Source organism: Paenibacillus sp. FSL K6-0276, from assembly GCF_037977235.1.
Lineage (GTDB): Bacteria > Bacillota > Bacilli > Paenibacillales > Paenibacillaceae > Paenibacillus_AQ.
Window position 1 is genome coordinate 1,449,313 of the sequence record NZ_CP150276.1, and the last position, 17,181, is coordinate 1,466,493.

The following is a 17,181-nucleotide window of genomic DNA, read 5'->3' on the forward strand; positions in this document are numbered from 1 at the left end:
ATCATTTACAAGTTCTACGACCAACCTAATAATCGTCCACCTTGGAAAATTACAAAAGATACGATATATGCCAGAACAAGAGAATAGCCAATAGAGAAGAAGGTCCACTTCCAAGACGCTGTTTCTTTTTTAATAACCCCTACTGTGGCCAGACAAGGAACATATAACAGAATAAAGGCCATGAAGCTGATTGCACTCAGCGGTGTAAAGACTTGTGAAATTTGATTCTCTAATCCTGCGGTATCCGGTGCGTGATAAATGATATTCATCGTAGACACAACAACCTCTTTAGCTAAAAATCCTGGAACCAATGTAGAGCCAGCCTGCCATGTTCCGAAACCAAGCGGTGCCAGTAGTGGGGCAATCATGCCTCCGAATTTAGCTAGAAAGCTATGATCCATTTCTACATCAAATCCGCCAGGACCGGCATAGGACATAAACCAGATAATGGCTGAACCTGCGAGAATAATCGTTCCAGCTTTACGCAGGAATCCTTTGCCTTTCTCCCAAGTGCTGCGCGACAAGGTCTTGATCTGCGGCATACGGTAAGGAGGGAGTTCGATGATGAAGACAGAGGAATCATTTTTGAATAAGTATTTAGAGAATACCTTACAAAGGATTAGCGCAAATACAATACCCATGACATACATAGACAGAACGGCTAATGCTTGCTGTGCAGGGAAGAATACAACTGCGAATAAAGCATAAACAGGCAATCTTGCAGAACAGGACATCAGCGGCATGAGCAGGGTCGTTAGCATTCGGTCTTTGGGCTGTTCGATGCTTCGAGCGGCCATAATGGCAGGTACGTTGCAACCAAAACCAATGATGAATGGAATGAATGCTTTTCCGTTAAGTCCCATTCGTTCCATTGTGCTATCCATCAACAAGCACACCCGTGCCATGTATCCGGAATCCTCCAGGAAAGATATGATCAAGAATAGTATGAAGATTTGCGGAACAAAGACCAGTACGCCACCTACACCGCCGATGATGCCATCCACAATTAGTGCATGCGTGAAGTTGGAAGCTCCAATTGTCTGAAGCAGCGAATTCGTTCCATCACTAATGGGGCCGGATATTAGGCCATCTACGATATCTGATAAGGGTCCACCAACCCAGTCAAATGTGGTCTTAAAGAGAGCATACATAAAGAAAATGAATAAGGGCAGCCCCAAAAAACGATGAGTCAACACTGAATCTAATCTTTCTGTCAAGTTATGAGGCTTCTGAGTTGTTGTATCAAGTACATCATCACAAATAGAGCGGATATACTCCATTCGGTTCGAGCGAATCCATTGCGGTAGTGTCAGGGCGAGTTTTTTGATCTGTAGCTCACTCTGACAAGATTCACAGATATTCAGTAGTCCCGTAATATCTATACGTGACTTCAGAAATTGAAGAATAACTGGATTCTGCTCCAATAGCTGTAGAGCGATCCAGCGATGATTTGGTAGATCCTTTATAGGACGTAATTCCTTTTCTATAGAAGATATCGCTCTTTCGACAACCTCACCATAGTTCAGCTTGAACTTTACAGCAGGAATAGCTGACGATTCCTCTAGAATACTGAGCATCTGTGCGCTGCCTTTACCGGTTCTTGCTATAAGTGGTAGGACAGTTACACCCAATCTTGATTGTAAAATGGTTTGATTGATACGAATACCACGAGCATTAGCGACGTCAACCATATTAAGCCCGAGTAGAGTAGGCTTGCCATACTCAAGTAATTGAAGTGTGAGCAGCAGATTGCGTTCGAGCTGTGACGCATCCACGATATTAATTAATGCTTCTGGAGATTCTTCTATCAGATATTGGGCTGCGACCCCCTCATCCCGTGAGAGTGGGTGAAGAGAATAGATGCCAGGCAAATCAATGAGCTTGCCAGCCCCGTTCTTCAGATTGCCTACCTTCTTCTCTACCGTTACCCCTGACCAGTTACCAACATATTCGTATGACGTAGTTAATGTATTGAAGAGAGAGGTTTTACCTGTATTTGGATTGCCCACAAGAGCTATAGAACTCAAGATACGTTCACCTCAATCATCGAAGCTTCCTTTCGGCGGATGGCGAACAGTTGTCCGTTGCATTCCAAGGTAATCGGTCCCAAAAAAGGTCCCTTTCCTTTAAGGCGGATGTTCACACCCTCTGACACTCCGAGATCAGCAAGACGACGGCGCAGAATGGGGTTCATACCTTCTATTTTATGAATACAGCCGGCAGAACCAGGTTGTAGTTGCAGCAAGGAACAGTGTGTAGAAGTAGCTATTGTAATCCCTCCAAAAGAGACTGATAATCAATCTCAACTGTTTTATTGTAATGTAGCATTTTTAAGTGTTTGAATACTGTGATATTTGTCACTGACATACTGTATGATAGCATCTATGAGCTAAAGGCGAAATATCCTTTACATTTTATTCTTCATTAAAGTATGATTGAACGATATAAATTGCATAGTAAAGCTATGCTGGCGGTTATAATGATTGCAATAGCGGTTACGATGATTTCAGGATCTGAAGGGAGATAATTATGAAGACTAATCAATGTAAGATTGTTGACTGCACCATTCGCGATGGGGGGCTAGTTAACAACTGGGACTTCAGTGTGGAATTTGTGCAAAATTTGTATGCCGGCTTGAATGAAGCTGGTGTTGATTATATGGAAATTGGTTATAAAAATTCCCCTAAACTGCTCAAAGGAGCAGAAGGTGCCGGACCATGGCGTTTTCTGAACGATGATTTCTTACGTAAAGTTATCCCGCAAAAGGGGCATACCAAGCTTTCAGCTTTGGTTGATATCGGCCGTGTGGATGAGAATGATATTTTGCCTCGCAGCGAAAGTATGCTGGATCTGATTCGAGTGGCTTGCTATAGCAAAGATGTGGAGAAAGCCTTGCAGCTGGTACAAACTTTCCATGATCTAGGCTATGAGACAACGATCAATATTATGGCTTTGTCGAATGTAATGGAGAATGAATTATTAGAAGCTTTTGAAATGATTCGTGAGAGCGTAGTTGATGTAGTATACATTGTGGATTCATACGGTAGTTTAGATCACAATGATATCAATTATTTGGTGGAGAAGTTCAAAACACATCTGCCTAACAAACGTCTGGGAGTACATACCCATAATAATCTTCAACTGGCTTTCTCCAATACGCTGATCGCTGCTGAGAAAGGTGTAGAGTTACTGGATGCTTCCTGTTATGGAATGGGACGTGCTGCCGGAAATTGTCCTACGGAGCTGCTAGTGACTCATTTGAAGAATACACGTTACACATTACGCCCTATAGTTGATATCCTTGAACGTCTGATGATTCCTTTACGTGAGAAAGAGGAATGGGGCTATATCATTCCTTACATGATCACTGGTACGCTTGATGAGCATCCACGTTCGGCTATGGCGATTCGCGCATCAGCAGATAAGGATAAAGCGGTTGATTTCTATGATAAGCTTACAACACCAGAAGTAAGTTTCAGAGATAAATAAAGATGTTTTTCAGAAGCACTGAACCCATTCATAGGGGGAAGTGCTTTTTTTGTTGAAATATAAGAACGATTTATAAGTTTCTCTGATAAATTGTTCTTATATTTCAACAAAAACGCTTACCGGCCTTATAAGGATGCTGAAAGTGTTTATGCTTGCCTGCTTGAAGAAAATGGTTTATATTTATGCGAGATTTATGAATAATCGCTATAAAAATACTTGTGCTTAAAAGAAATGTAACTTTAAAGACCGATCTAGCCGATATTTATACATAGGACAAGACTATACATAGTTGCTTATTAATAGACATCATTTTCAGACGCGAGGGACTTATGAGACAAGAAGAGAAAAAGACAATTCAAGCGGCTATTATAGGAGCTTTACTGTTCCTATTCATTCAAATTTTCCATACATCGCTAAACCGATTGGACAATTGGAATATTATTTCTGCACTCTATCTCATTGTCGGCTACTGTACTGTTGCTTTTGGATTTGCGATATTTGCACAGGGCTGGTTGTTTTTCTCTAGCAGATTATCTAAAGGTAGATTATATGTCGCTGCTCTTTTTGGTGGAATATGTATTATTGATTTCTTGCATACGCTCGGCTTTGTAGCATTTCCATTGATTTCATCGTTTATAACCCCTGAGGAATCAATGTGGCTGCTTACCTTTTCGCGACTATCCAGCGGGCTGGGCATATTGTTTATTTTTAGTAGAGAAGATAAACCTGTGTCCGTGACCGAAAAAAGAAATGTATTCAGAATCGCCTTCATGTTGATCGTGCTCGTTATCGCATTATTTATACTTATCCATTCGGCTGTGCCAGATTTATTTACTAAGCCTTGGATGAGTACGCTTAAACAATTTGTTGATCTGGCAGTACTTTTTGTTTATTTAGCAGGTGTTGCTGTCATCGTATTTCCTGGGAATAATGAAAAATCAGCCTCGCTGCTTGTGATCATTCGGGCACTTATCTTTTTCTCTCTAGGCCAGGCTTTCTTCATGACTCCCTTACGTGGTGGTAATATAGATGATCTCTTTGGGATGTTATGTAGCGGAGTTGCTTATTATCTGTTGCTTACCGGCGTGTATCGCCTGACGATTGAAGAACCGTTTTACGAGAAGCAGTTGGCCGAGGATCGGATTAATTATTTGGCGTATCATGATGATTTAACGGGACTTCCGAATAGACGTCGGCTGACACAGCGTGTAGAAGAAATGATTGGTGCTGGAGAGACGGACACGAGTGATCAATTTTCAGCTTTGGCCATTATGAATATTAATTATTTTAAGAATATAAATGACTCTCTAGGCCATTATGCCGGAGACCTCTTATTGAAATTGGTGTCTGAGCGGCTTGGTAATGAGGCTAGACCCAGTGAAGAACTGTATAGCATGGGGGCAGATGAGTTTGCTTTTCTAATGACCGATAGAGCAAGTCTTGGAGAATGTTTGGCTCGGGCTACTGAGTTACTGAGATTATTTGAAGTACCTGTTGAGCTAGAATCCGGAGAGTACCATATTTCGCTCAGTTTAGGGATGAGTATTTATCCTGGTGACGGGGAAACTGCTGAACATCTAATTCAAAATGCGGATACTGCGGTTCATAATGCGAAGGAACAGGGAGTGGAGATTCGCCGTTATATCCCAGCCATGCAGATGAAGGCAAAGGAACGTCTGAAGCTGGAAAATGATCTTCGAAGAGCGCTTGAACGTGATGAGTTCTATCTCGTATATCAGCCAAAAGTGCAGCTGGAGACGGAAGAAATTGTAGGAATGGAAGCTTTATTGCGCTGGAATCATCCTAAGCGTGGTATCGTCTCACCTAATGAGTTTATTCCTCTAGCTGAGGATAGCGGGTTGATTGTTCCAATTGGGGAATGGGTACTGAAGACGGCGTGTCTGCAAAATAAACAGTGGCAGCTAGCAGGCTACCAGCCGTTATGCGTCTCCATCAACTTATCTATGCGTCAATTCCTTCAACCGAACTTAGCAGGTAAGATTCATTCCATTTTGACTGATATTGGATTGGATCCATGTTATGTCGATCTTGAAATTACAGAGAGTATGACCTTAGATAAAGAAACGGCTTTTGATCAGCTGAAGCGTTTGAAAGATCTAGGTGTATTTATTAGCATCGATGATTTTGGTACAGGCTATAGTTCATTGCACTATTTGAAGAATATGCCGATCGACAGGCTGAAAATTGACAGATCGTTTGTCTCCGAAGTGATGGAGGATAGTAATAATGCTGCTATAGTCTCCACGATTACTTCTATGGCGCATCATTTGAAGCTTAAGGTTACCGCAGAAGGGGTGGAGAACAAGGAGCAGTTGCAGTTTTTGCGCGAGCAGCATTGCCATGAAGCTCAAGGTTTTTTGTTCAGTAAACCTATTCAAGCGGCTGAATTTGAGGCGTCTTTTTTGAAAAAGACTCCCCTAGGTGCTTCCTTGTAAAATATAAGAAAGTATAAGTTTCACACCATACTCTATGTCTTATATTTCTCGCTTAAACGCTTACCGTCCTTATAAGGACGCCGAAGGCGTTTATGCTTGAACAAAAAAATGTTGATTTTTATTTGTGGGGGTGATACAATATCTCTTGTACTCACTTTCTAATGCGGGTGTAGTTCAATGGTAGAACTTCAGCCTTCCAAGCTGATAGCGTGGGTTCGATTCCCATCACCCGCTCCATAATTTAAACTTCCAAATCCTTGCGATGCAAGGATTTTTTTATGTTTTGGTAGATGGTTTTGTTATGAACTCCTCTTAAATTATCAAAAAGTCAGGCTCCTCAATGAAGAGGAACCTGACTTTATGTATACTACCTGATTCTCTTAAACAGTCTTCAAGAACTCAACAATGGTGAGCAGTCCCTTATCAAAGTTCTCCAGGTTGAAATGCTCATCCGGTGCATGCAGGTTCTCATCATCAAGGCCAAAGCCCATCAGGACCACTGGTGCTTCAAGTACACGGGAGAAGCTTTCCATGATCGGAATGGAGCCACCGTCTTTGGTGAAGAGGGCACGGGTTCCGTATACTTTGCCGTAAGCGTCTGCTGCAGTTTGCAGAATAGGATTCGATGGATCGATGTTAAAGGCACGTGCCTTCTCCATTTGCTTCACATGCACTTTCGCTCCGGTTTGAATATTAGCCTTCAAATGCGCCTCAACGGCATCAAGAATATGCTGTGGATCCTGATCGCCAACGAGACGGCAAGTAATCTTGGCATGTGCTTCTTTCGGAATAACTGTCTTGCTTCCTTCCCCTTGGAAGCCGCCATAGACACCGTTAAGCTCAAGTGTAGGGCGAGCACCAATACGTTCTACAAAGGAATAACCTTCTTCGCCGTATAACGCATCCAGCCCAAGTCCTTTACGGATTTTATCTTCATTTACGCCTTGCTTCACGAATTCCTCACGAAGCATTGGAGAAAGTTCAGGTACACCATCATAGAAGCCTTCAACAGAAACACGACCTTTGTCGTCATGAAGGCTGAGCAAGGACACGAGAGCGTGCAGTGCATTCGGAACGCCACCACCGTAAGAACCGGAGTGCAGGTCTGTAAGAGCTGTAGTTACGCTCACTTCAAGTGATCCTAGGCCACGTAGTCCTGTGCAAATTGCAGGGCGACCACGTTCCAGCAGGGAAGTATCGGAGACTAACACCGCATCCGCAGCCAGCTTCTCTTTGTTAGCTTCCAGGAATGGAGGGAGATTTGCACTACCGATTTCTTCTTCACCTTCGATACACAGCTTGATGTTAACAGGAAGAGTACCTTCTTGTTTCAGGATTGCTTCAATCGCTTTGAGGTGAATGAATACTTGGCCTTTGTCATCCGTTGCTCCGCGTGCATACAGCTTGCCGTCACGGATCTCTGGTTCAAACGGAGGTGTAGTCCACAGGTTTAGTGGATCTACTGGCTGCACATCGTAGTGGCCGTATACAAGAATGGTTGGCTTACCCGGAGCATGAAGATAGTCAGCATATATGACGGGATGTCCCGCTGTCGGATGAAGTTCAATGTTCTCAAGTCCGGCTTTCTTTAGTGTGTCTGTCAGCCAATGGGCTGCAGCTAGTACATCGTCCTTATGCTCAGACAAGGCAGAAATGCTTGGAATCTTGAGCCATTGTTTTAGTTCTTCGAGATGTTCATCCCGGTGTGTTGAAAAATACGTTTCGTATGACATAGTGTGTATGTACCTCCTTAAGTTTTGCTGCGCAAAACCGGCTATGAGCTTAATCGCCATGCGTGACCGTCTTGTTTAGCATTCTATAGGAATCATTATACTGGAGAACTCATTATGGATCAAAAGCGATTAGAGAGACGCCTTACCAAATGATCGTGGCCGGAGTCACACCTTGAGGAAAAGTGTCTTCTGCTTTGTCTTTATTCACATACATGTCATACCAAGCGTCAGCAATGAGCCCCGGATCTGTAGCTGTGCCTGGCTTGATAAATACGTCTAGAGCCAGATGACCTACATAGATTCCTTTCAGAGCCAAGTCCGCATGAAGGTTGATAGCATAATTTCTTAGTCCGCTTAATGCGATACCGACATTGCCCATCATTTGCATGGGATAGATGGAGGACAGTCCGGTTGTGAACAGCAGCGCACCGCTGCGTTTCTCCAACATTTCAGGCAATACTTGCTCTACGCTTCTGATCGCGGCTACAACCAGAGCTTGGAAGGCATCTAGTGCATTCTCCTCAGTAACTTGAGAAGCTGGAGTAGGTGGGTAGTTTCCACTTGTAGGGCTGAACTCAAGCACATCGATAAAGCCGTATTTTGCTTTGATGTCGTGGAAGGCAGCAATTACTTGTTCTTTATTGCATACATCTGCAGGAAAAGCAGCAGTCTCGATATTCAGCGATTGAAGCTCTTCTACGAAGGTATTCAATTTATCCGCATTACGAGAGATTAGGGCGACTTGAAATCCGTTTGCTCCGAATTTTTTTGCGATGGAGAGTCCTAGACCGGGGCCAGCTCCAATGATAGCTATCGTTTTTTTCATGATTAATAGTTCCTTTCCGGTTGTTGATTACTAACAGTAACCATGATAGACTGAATAAGCTTAAGGGACAAGAAGGCACTATTACATGCTTAAGTTACATGGAGGTAACCACTTTGGAACATTCAATGGACGAACCCATTCGGCTCATGCCGACGCTGGAGGATTGCTCCATCACCCGCCAGATTCTGGACAGGGTTGGGGACAAATGGAGTGTGCTCATCATTGTCAATTTGGGTGCAGAAGCATTGCGGTTTAAAGAACTGCAGCGGCGTTCTGGTGGTATTTCACAACGGATGCTGACTCAGACCCTCCGTCATTTAGAACGAGATGGTATAGTTTGGCGTAAGGTCACGCCTACGGTGCCTTTGACTGTTGAATACGGTCTGACGAGTTTAGGAGAGTCCTTGCTGGATCCTCTAACCTCCCTTGTGGAATGGGTCAATAGAAATAACGCTGAAATCGCCAAAGCGCGTATAGGTTATGATAGTCAGCACGAAACGCAGGAGTAGCAAGCTAGCAGTACAATTTACTGGGATAGAGGATGGATTATTTTGCAAAAGAAAAGTGGAAAGAACACATTTTTATATACTTACACCTGTTCAGAGGACGAGTTATCGCTATGTCAGATGGAGCTTCGTTGTCTTTTTGGAGAGGAAGTACCTTCTTCAATCTTTAAGAGTGAGGTAGAGGTGGATGTCAGCCGTAGTCCCTTCATTAAAGAACGAATTGATGTTATGTACGAGGGAGACAGCTTGCCTGAGATTTATGATCAAACGGAGCAGGTGGAGCTTGGCGGTAAGACATTTAAGGTTATTTTTGTGAAGACCAATGATCTGTCACCTGCGGACAAAATAGAATATGATGAGCGAAGAGTGATCGAGCGAGAAATTGGGCTGCGTATTGAAGGGGAAGCGGATGTAAACCACCCTCAGTTGGTATACGGTATTGTTACGCTGGGCGGTCGCTGGTACTTTGGATCTTATCATAAGAACAAGGCCACCTGGTTCCGTCAAATGAAAAAGCCGCGTAGTTACTCTATCGCGCTTAGCACACGTGTAGCCCGAGCTGCGGTCAATATAGCCGTTCCGAATCCGGAAGGTGTACGAGCCATCGATCCTTGCTGCGGCATCGGAACAGTAATGGTAGAAGCTCTGTCGATGGGAATCAATATGGTTGGACGTGACATTAACCCTCAGATCGCGATCGGTGCCAGAACGAATATTGCCCATTTTGGATTTACAAGTGAGGTCACGCTTGGAGATATTGCTGACATCACAGAACATTACGACGTAGCTATTGTAGATATGCCTTATAATCTATATTCTAGTATTACACCTGAGGAACAGTTTGCGATTCTAGTGAATGCACGCCGGATTGCAGATCGGGTAGTTATCGTTGCGATTGAACCGATGGATGAGATGATCACGGAAGCTGGATTTACGATTATAGACCGCTGTGAAGCTAAAAAAGGTTTGTTCTCCCGTCATTTAATGCTTTGCCAGTAATCCTAATGAAGTTATTTAAAGGGGTGCAGCAATGGAGCAGAAATGGTTAACTTGGGCTAAAGAAATACAGGCCATCGCACAGACTGGACTAACTTACGCTAAAGATGTCTATGATATAGAACGGTATCAAGCTTTGCGGGAGCTAAGTGTGGATATCCTCGCTAATTATACGTTCGAAAGCAAGGAGAGAATAAGACTCTCCTTTGCTAGTGAGGGTGGCTATTCTACGCCGAAAGTGGATATCCGTGGTGTTGTTTTTCAGGAAGACAGAATCCTGCTTGTCCGCGAGAAATTGGATGGAAAGTGGGCGCTTCCCGGGGGCTGGGGGGACATCGGTCTGTCACCGAGTGAAGTCGTTGTTAAGGAAATTCAAGAAGAATCAGGATTTGAGACAGAAGCAATTCGCTTGCTGGCTGTTCTAGATAAGAAATTTCATAACCATCCTCCGGAGCCGTATCACGTGTACAAGTTTTTTATTTTGTGCAGAATTGTAGGCGGCGAGGCGATGCAAGGGGTGGAGACGAGTGAAGTATCCTTTTTTGCTGAAGATGAACTGCCTGAGCTCTCAGTAGAGAGGAATACAAATGAGCAGATTCGGACGATGTTTGAATATTTACGAAATCCAGAAAAAATAGTAATATTGGACTAAGAATTTGCATATGATGTATGACTTCCGAAAGATGAAGTTTTAATTATTCAAATTATGGTTAATATCTATTTTGTAAGCACTTACAATAGTGAACCGCTGAGCCTTTATATCCAAGAAGAAACGACGTTGTCGTCCTTTATGGCTGACAACCATTTCTCGTAGAAATATAAGGATGATGTATAGCATGTAATTTATACATTCTTATATTTTTAAAAAGTCAATATTTCAAAGTTTTTGGGTCGAGCGGTCTACATTTTTTCCTCTACTGTGACGATAAGATATTTTAGGAGGGGATCGCATGGAACAAGAGAAATTGAGCATTCCATTGAAACAGGAAAATGTGGTGCGTCCTGCAGAAGGCAATATTGCCACTGGGCTGGTTTGGGGTATTTTAATCAGCATTCCGTTATGGATCTCTGTAATTGGCTGGATTCTGGGGTTTTGGCGCTGAGCCATATCTAATTGACTATTTAATGACTAACTAATTCTATAGTATATACAAAAGGCTGTCTCTTCGTTGTTGAAGAGACAGCCTTTTGAAATTCCTGAAGTTCTCAAGATTTACTATATACCAGTCTAAAATTCTCGCAAACAACCTTCATCTTTGGATCAAAGGGTTTCTTCAAGAACTCTAAGGATTCTCTGGTGAAGAAATTCTCATGATCATGGCGCCACGACTTCAATGTCCGGTCACCTTCTCCTTCCGTATAGGCGAATTCAGCAACGTTAGTGTCCAACTGTATCCATCCAGCCCGTATAAAGCTCATCTAGTTGCTCTTGCACCGCATCGCGTTCTTTCTGCAGCTCGGCGAGTTCTGCCGCATCGCTACTAATCTGTGGATCTAGCATCTTGGCATCGATTTCCCCAAGCCGCTCCTCAACCTCTGCAATGGCCTTCTCCCAGTCGAAGTTGGTGCTTTTCTTGCGGGAACTGGACGAGTTAGCGCTGGTATCTTTCCCTGAATTGTTAGATTGAAGCTTACCGGAGCGTGAAGTTGTTCCTTCTGAAGAGGAAGGTTTAGGCTGATCCGGAAAAGATAAGGCTGTTGATGCCTTTTCAGCTTGCTTCTCCTTGTAATACTCGTAATTGCCGTTGAAGACTCCAAATCGTCCATTTTCAATGGACCAGAGCTTATGGAATAAACGATTGATGAAATAACGGTCATGTGATACGGCCAGTACTGTGCCAGGAAATTCCTCTAATGCTTCCTCTAGCGCCTCACGGGAATCAATGTCCAGATGATTGGTAGGCTCATCCAGAATCAGTAGATTCGGTTTACGATGCATTAGTACAGCGAAACGCAGGCGGGTCCATTCACCACCGGACAGATTCGTGATGTCTTTGAATACATCGGCACCATAGAATAGGAACCGTGCAAGCTGCCCGCGAGCTTCACCCTCTTCAAGTCCGGCTTCTTCACGGAAGTAGCGGAGTACAGATTGTTTGTTATTTTCAGGGACAGCCTCTTGCGCAAGGTAGCCGACAACGGTTCTTGAGCCGAGCGTACAGCTTCCGCTGTCTGGGGTTTCCTGCCCTAATATAATTCTTAAAAGTGTACTTTTACCTGCCCCGTTACCTCCCATGAGTGCCGTAGTCTCTCCGTAACGAAGCACTTCGTTTGCGTCTGTGAAAAGGCTTCGCTCACCATATGCTTTAGCGATATCCTCCAGAATGACGACCTGATTACCGGAACGATCATTTTGCTGTAGCTGTAAATCCATCGATCTGCGCTCCAGAATAGGTCGTTTAACCTTCACCATGCGATCCAGAGCTTTCTGCATGGAGGCTGCTCTCCGGTAAAAGGAAGGGTTAGGAGGAGTACCACGATTGCCAAATTCGATGAGACGTTTGATGCTTTCTTGCATTTGTTTTATTTTTTTCTGCTGCTCTTGATAATCAGCAAATTGTTGAAGAAGCTGCGTTTCCTTCTCCACTTGATAGCCGCTATAGTTGGTATGGAAAGTAAAAGCCTCGCCGTCCTCAATCTCTATCACTTTCTTGACTACAGCATCCAGAAAGTAACGGTCATGGGAAATGGCTAGCACTGTGCCGTCATAGCTCTGTAAGAACTGCTCTAACCATTCGATGGCGTTCATATCGAGGTGGTTGGTTGGTTCATCAAGTAGAAGTACATCCGGACGACGCAGCAGCAGCTCTGCGAGACCGACTTTGGTTTTCTCGCCGCCAGAAAGGGAAGCGAACAAGCGGCTGTATTGTCCAGTACTGATTCCGAGACCTGAGGCTACTCGCTGAATAGAGGATTCGATTTCGTAGCCACCTGTAGTCTCGAATTTATCCTGAAGACTACCGTATTCCTTAAGCAGCCGATTCCAGAGTATTTCATCCGTTCCGGTATTGAAGGTAGACATTTCAAGCTCCAGTTCTCGCAGGCGACGCTGCCACTGCAAAGGCTCGGCGAAGCTGCGCTGGAGAACGTCATAAACGGTTTCTTTTTCGTTAACCTCTTGAATTTGTGCCAGCAGACCTACTACGCTGCCTTTGCGTATTGAGATTTGCCCTTGATCGGGCCGCTCTTCGCCGTTCAGCAGGTGGAATAGTGTAGTTTTTCCACAGCCGTTGCGGCCGATCAGGCCAATTTTTTCTCCTTGGCGGATATCGAAGGTAATGCTATTCAGCACGAGCTGTGCACCGTGGTATTTTTGAACGTTTTGGCATTGGATGATCATATATATTCTCCTTTAATAATGCCCTTTGCACCGCCAGAACCCTAAATGGCTTCGAAATCCAGTAAAAAACCATAAAAAAAGACCGTAGGGAAATTTCCCCACGGCCTTATCATTCTCCGGTTAACTGATCCGTCCGGGTGATGGCAGGAAAGGCATTTCACAATTGTGTAGTGTTATTAAATTCATGGAAATGGACAGACTTCTCCCGTTATCGCCATTTACATGAGTAATGCCAGCTATCGCTTTAGGTAGCCGACTCATAACACTGTTGGTCCAATTATGATCCATTCCTTCCACACCCCTTTCTTAACAAATTTAATGACAGTGTAAACAATAATCGGAAATTTAGCAAGTAAAAAGATGGCAGAGAGAAGTTTTACACTGCATAGAATATGAATTGTGGAATAATATGGTTCTGTGTGGGGGAGACAGGCCACTACAAATTAACAGGTGAAAAGGGGAAGTTATATGGCACTTTTTGACGGTTTGATGGGTAATGCATCACAAGTAAATCTAGCAGAGGTACAGCGGGAATACGCACAAATTCTTGCCCCTCAAGAGAAAATTGAACGAGCCTACAAGCTGATTAGAGATATGTTTATTTTTACAGACAAACGATTGATTCTGGTGGATAAACAGGGACTGACGGGCAAAAAGACGGATTATCATTCCATCCCATACAAAAGCATCTCGCATTATTCCGTGGAGACGGCAGGGCACTTTGATCTGGATGCGGAGCTATGTATCTATATTTCCAGCAGCACTGTGCCGCTCAAGAAGACCTTTAACAAATCCGTAAATATTTATGAGGTACAGGCGGTATTGTCCCAGTATATTTTGAAATAGTTTAGTTAGATAGTGTAGCGGAGTACCAGACCACCATAGGCAAAAGCGGCTAAGATGACTAAAGCAGGATGCAGCTTAAGCCGCTTGATGGCCGAGAATGCGATTGCGGCAATGAGCAGTGTTTGCCAGATTCCGATGGAGTCCGCAGGGCCTTTGGCCATTTTCCAGGTGAGCACAGCCATCATAACTGCAATAACTGGTTGAACAAGCAATGTCATCCCTTTCACTACGGGGGATTGCTTGTATTTTTGCATGACCTCTAACAGGATAATAAGCGCTGCTGCGGAAGGGAGGACAGTTGCTAGAAAAGCTACAATTAGTCCAAACCAGCCGTAGACATCAAAGCCAACGTAAGCTGCGATTTTGGTAGCAATCGGACCAGACAGGGCGTTGCCAAGTGCAAGCATGTTGGAGAACTGTTCATCCGTCAGCCAGCCATAATGGGGAACGATTTCCTGATACATCAGTGGAATAGAGGAGGGGCCGCCACCGTATCCAAGCAAATTAGCCATAAAAAATCCGTATATGAGCTCTAGCCAGTCCATTAGGGTGATCCTCCTTGTTGTTTCTTCGCGATGATTCGGTAATGAAATCGTCAGCTCTTTCAGGGCTTTAAAAGGGAAGATTTGGCGCATCGGTACGATGGGTTTCAGCTGTCGTGAGAATAACATGCTGCGCTTGCTTGGAGCGCTGGAAGCAGTGCTGCTGCGTCACGGGTTTGGAGTCTCTTGTGGGCTTGGTGTTCAGGCAGCACTTGACGTATATGAGGCAAAAGTAAGATAATCGTTGGAATAGAGCGGCCGACGGGGAGTTCAAACCAGAGGTGTCCAGAGCGATTGGACAATCTTTGGAAATAAGAAAACGGCTATCACCTATAGGGATGACGGAGCCGTTTTTTTCTTACAATATCAGACTTGCCAGCCATGATATCTACACAACCGATTGTTAGAAAATCCTCTATTAATATGTAACTATTCACTACATCAAGAATGCACTTGAACGGGGGAGAGATGACAATGACAACTTTTACAAGAAAGCCTTTAGCAGACTGTGTGCCTGAGCTTGTAGCTACGGCCCGAGGCGATAAACCGGCAACACTGGTAATCACTGGTGGGAAGCTAGTTAATGTATGTTCTGGTGAAATTCTAGAAGGAATGTCTGTTGGTATACAAGGTGGACGTATCGCATACGTAGGCAAAGATGTTACACATATGATCGGTGAAGGAACGCAGGTTATTGATGCCAACGGCAAGTATATTGCTCCGGGACTACTTGATGGTCACTGTCATATTGAGAGCACTCAGTTAACCGTTACCGAATTTTCCCGCGCAGTATTACCTCTAGGCACGACCGGAGGTTTCTTTGATGCCCATGAGATCGCTAATGTATTCGGGCTGAAAGGCATTCAATTGATGCTGGATGAAATGCGTGGTACGCCGTTAGCTGCTTATATGCAGGTGGCTTCTTGTGTGCCTGCGGCAGGTGCGGAATTCGAGACTACGGGTGCTTCTATTGGGCCTGAAGAAGTGGCTGAAGCCTTTACCTGGGGAGACGATGTGATCGCTCTAGGCGAAGTAATGAATTTCCCAGGCGTTGTTTACGGTGATGAGAAAATGCTTGGAGAGATTCAAGCTACACTGCGAGCAGGCAGATTTGTAGATGGTCATTTCACATGGCCTTCCAGTGACTGGAGACTGCCAGTGTATGCAGCTGCAGGGGTAACTGGCGATCATGAGTGTGTGACGGCAGACGATGTGATCGAGCGCGTTCGGCTTGGAATGTATGCCAAAATGCGCCGTGGTTCCGCTTGGCATGATGTGGCTAAGACAATTACGGCCCATACAGAACACGGAATTGATACTCGCCGAATGATGCTAGTAACGGATGACCGTAGTTCAGAATCATTGCGAGATGAAGGTCATATGAATTTCGTTCTGCGCGATGCGATTGCTCAAGGCGTGAAGCCGATAACGGCTATACAAATGGCTACTATTAATACTGCTGAACGCTTCGGTTTAGCGCGCGATATAGGTTCTATTACTCCGGGTTCCTTTGCAGATATTATTCTGCTGGACGGGAATTTGGCGGATGTTAACGTAGTACTTACGATTGCCGCAGGTGTAGTAGTTGCTGAGAACGGTGTAATGACGGCAGAACTTGCTAAATTCACTTATCCAGAGGAAGTTTTGGCTTCGGTTCATTTGCCACAGCGTCCTACTTCAGAAGATTTCATTATCGCTACTCCAATTGAAACTGGTGAACTTACTACAAGAGTTATCAAAGTAAGAGAAAATCATGTGGAGACCATTGAACGAATGGTTTCGATACCTGTAGTGGCGGGGCAACTGGATGTAAATGCTGTGGAAGGTCTGTGCAAAATCGCTGTGCTTGAACGGCATAAAGGAACAGGAAATAAATCAGTGGCTGTTGTAGAAGGCATCGGATTTAAGGAGCCTGCTGCCATTGCGATGACGGTTGCGCATGATAGTCATAATGTACTCGTTATCGGCAATGACGATGAGTTAATGGCTAAAGCTGCAAATGCGGTGGCTGACGCCCAGGGTGGTGTTTGCATGATCACATCCAATGGAGAAACGTTATTCCCTCTGGCAATTGCAGGTTTGATGTCCACAGAGCCATTTGAAATTGCTGCTGCAAAATCGGCTGCGATCAGCAAAGCGCTGTATGATGCAGGCTGTACTTTGAATTATGCGTTCATGACCTTATCGTTGCTTGCTTTGGCGGTTATCCCGACGCTACGCATCACAGATAAAGGACTTGTTCGGATCTCGCCTGAAGGCATACAGTTAGTGCCACTGTTTGTTTAAGTAAAGTTAACTGAATAATAATTAGGCAAAAGACTGTTTTGAGGTCGTTTATGACCATTCAGAACAGTTTTTGTTGAAAAAATAAGAAAGACTAAGTTTTTAAATATACATATTAAACAGATGGACAAAGATTGAAACATTTTTCTGTGGAATTAATGAAG

Annotated in this window: 16 protein-coding genes, 1 tRNA gene and 1 pseudogene; 10 read left to right on the forward strand and 8 right to left on the reverse strand. The window is 44.1% G+C overall.

The features are described 5' to 3' along the window. Positions 1 to 14 precede the first annotated feature (14 nt). Both feoB and MHH52_RS06615 read right to left on the reverse strand, forming a co-directional pair. Positions 15 to 2,027 carry a ferrous iron transport protein B gene (feoB, locus tag MHH52_RS06610; RefSeq protein WP_313638079.1) on the reverse strand — a complete coding sequence of 671 codons (2,013 nt, stop codon included), beginning with the start codon at positions 2,025 to 2,027 and terminating at the stop codon, positions 15 to 17. Then, positions 2,024 to 2,245 carry a FeoA family protein gene (locus MHH52_RS06615; RefSeq protein ID WP_313638080.1) on the reverse strand — a complete coding sequence of 74 codons (222 nt, stop codon included), beginning with the start codon at positions 2,243 to 2,245 and terminating at the stop codon, positions 2,024 to 2,026. The genes feoB and MHH52_RS06615 overlap by 4 nt, the downstream gene beginning before the upstream one ends. A gap of 284 nt (positions 2,246 to 2,529) precedes the next feature. On the opposite strand from MHH52_RS06615, the gene MHH52_RS06620 reads away from it, so the two are divergent. The 3 genes from MHH52_RS06620 (at position 2,530) to MHH52_RS06630 (ending at position 6,182) form a co-directional block, all read left to right on the forward strand. Further along, the gene (locus MHH52_RS06620; protein ID WP_340007440.1) at positions 2,530 to 3,489 is read left to right on the forward strand and encodes an aldolase catalytic domain-containing protein; all 960 of its coding nucleotides are present in this window, start codon (positions 2,530 to 2,532) and stop codon (positions 3,487 to 3,489) included. Between the two features lie 329 nt (positions 3,490 to 3,818). Next, positions 3,819 to 5,945 (forward strand): EAL domain-containing protein, encoded by a 2,127-nt coding sequence (locus MHH52_RS06625; RefSeq protein WP_340007443.1) that lies wholly within the window; start codon positions 3,819 to 3,821, stop codon positions 5,943 to 5,945. 163 nt (positions 5,946 to 6,108) lie between these two features. After that, positions 6,109 to 6,182, forward strand: a tRNA-Gly gene (locus MHH52_RS06630). A gap of 143 nt (positions 6,183 to 6,325) precedes the next feature. Here the strand turns inward: MHH52_RS06630 and MHH52_RS06635 are convergent. Both MHH52_RS06635 and MHH52_RS06640 read right to left on the reverse strand, forming a co-directional pair. Next, positions 6,326 to 7,678 (reverse strand): dipeptidase, encoded by a 1,353-nt coding sequence (locus MHH52_RS06635; RefSeq protein ID WP_340007445.1) that lies wholly within the window; start codon positions 7,676 to 7,678, stop codon positions 6,326 to 6,328. 142 nt (positions 7,679 to 7,820) lie between these two features. Beyond that, positions 7,821 to 8,504 carry an SDR family NAD(P)-dependent oxidoreductase gene (locus MHH52_RS06640; protein WP_340007447.1) on the reverse strand — a complete coding sequence of 228 codons (684 nt, stop codon included), beginning with the start codon at positions 8,502 to 8,504 and terminating at the stop codon, positions 7,821 to 7,823. 113 nt (positions 8,505 to 8,617) lie between these two features. On the opposite strand from MHH52_RS06640, the gene MHH52_RS06645 reads away from it, so the two are divergent. The 4 genes from MHH52_RS06645 (at position 8,618) to MHH52_RS06660 (ending at position 11,109) form a co-directional block, all read left to right on the forward strand. After that, positions 8,618 to 9,013 carry a helix-turn-helix domain-containing protein gene (locus tag MHH52_RS06645; RefSeq protein WP_256721753.1) on the forward strand — a complete coding sequence of 132 codons (396 nt, stop codon included), beginning with the start codon at positions 8,618 to 8,620 and terminating at the stop codon, positions 9,011 to 9,013. A 42-nt stretch (positions 9,014 to 9,055) separates the two neighbouring features. Beyond that, a complete protein-coding gene (locus tag MHH52_RS06650) occupies positions 9,056 to 10,009 on the forward strand; it encodes an RNA methyltransferase (protein ID WP_340007449.1) in 954 nt (317 codons plus the stop codon). 31 nt (positions 10,010 to 10,040) lie between these two features. Then, positions 10,041 to 10,658, forward strand: coding sequence for an NUDIX hydrolase (locus MHH52_RS06655; RefSeq protein WP_313638086.1), 618 nt, complete (start codon positions 10,041 to 10,043; stop codon positions 10,656 to 10,658). 298 nt (positions 10,659 to 10,956) lie between these two features. Next, positions 10,957 to 11,109 (forward strand): hypothetical protein, encoded by a 153-nt coding sequence (locus MHH52_RS06660; protein WP_313638087.1) that lies wholly within the window; start codon positions 10,957 to 10,959, stop codon positions 11,107 to 11,109. Between the two features lie 103 nt (positions 11,110 to 11,212). On the opposite strand, the gene MHH52_RS06665 is transcribed toward MHH52_RS06660, so the two are convergent. From MHH52_RS06665 to MHH52_RS06675, 3 genes are all read right to left on the reverse strand, one after another. Next, positions 11,213 to 11,395 (reverse strand): ASCH domain-containing protein, encoded by a 183-nt coding sequence (locus MHH52_RS06665; protein WP_313638088.1) that lies wholly within the window; start codon positions 11,393 to 11,395, stop codon positions 11,213 to 11,215. Next, positions 11,385 to 13,346: an ABC-F family ATP-binding cassette domain-containing protein gene (locus MHH52_RS06670; protein WP_340007452.1), complete on the reverse strand. Its 1,962-nt coding sequence runs from the start codon at positions 13,344 to 13,346 to the stop codon at positions 11,385 to 11,387. Before MHH52_RS06670 ends, MHH52_RS06665 begins: the two co-directional genes overlap by 11 nt. A 120-nt stretch (positions 13,347 to 13,466) precedes the next feature. Next, on the reverse strand, positions 13,467 to 13,634 hold the full coding sequence (locus MHH52_RS06675) for a hypothetical protein (protein ID WP_340007454.1): 168 nt from the start codon (positions 13,632 to 13,634) through the stop codon (positions 13,467 to 13,469). Positions 13,635 to 13,814: 180 nt separating this feature from the next. Here MHH52_RS06675 and MHH52_RS06680 point away from each other — a divergent pair, with 180 nt between their 5' ends. Continuing rightward, a complete protein-coding gene (locus tag MHH52_RS06680) occupies positions 13,815 to 14,192 on the forward strand; it encodes a PH domain-containing protein (protein ID WP_060625452.1) in 378 nt (125 codons plus the stop codon). A 5-nt stretch (positions 14,193 to 14,197) separates the two neighbouring features. Here MHH52_RS06680 and MHH52_RS06685 read toward each other — a convergent pair whose 3' ends face one another. Then, complete coding sequence (locus tag MHH52_RS06685; RefSeq protein ID WP_340007455.1) at positions 14,198 to 14,737, reverse strand: chromate transporter; 540 nt, start codon at positions 14,735 to 14,737, stop codon at positions 14,198 to 14,200. Here MHH52_RS06685 and MHH52_RS06690 point away from each other — a divergent pair. Beyond that, positions 14,730 to 14,975 (forward strand): annotated as a pseudogene (locus MHH52_RS06690) (alanine--glyoxylate aminotransferase family protein); the annotation flags it as partial. The gene MHH52_RS06685 and the pseudogene MHH52_RS06690 overlap by 8 nt on opposite strands. Before the next feature lie 227 nt (positions 14,976 to 15,202). Continuing rightward, positions 15,203 to 17,020 carry an adenine deaminase gene (gene ade, locus MHH52_RS06695; protein ID WP_340007457.1) on the forward strand — a complete coding sequence of 606 codons (1,818 nt, stop codon included), beginning with the start codon at positions 15,203 to 15,205 and terminating at the stop codon, positions 17,018 to 17,020. Positions 17,021 to 17,181 lie beyond the last annotated feature (161 nt).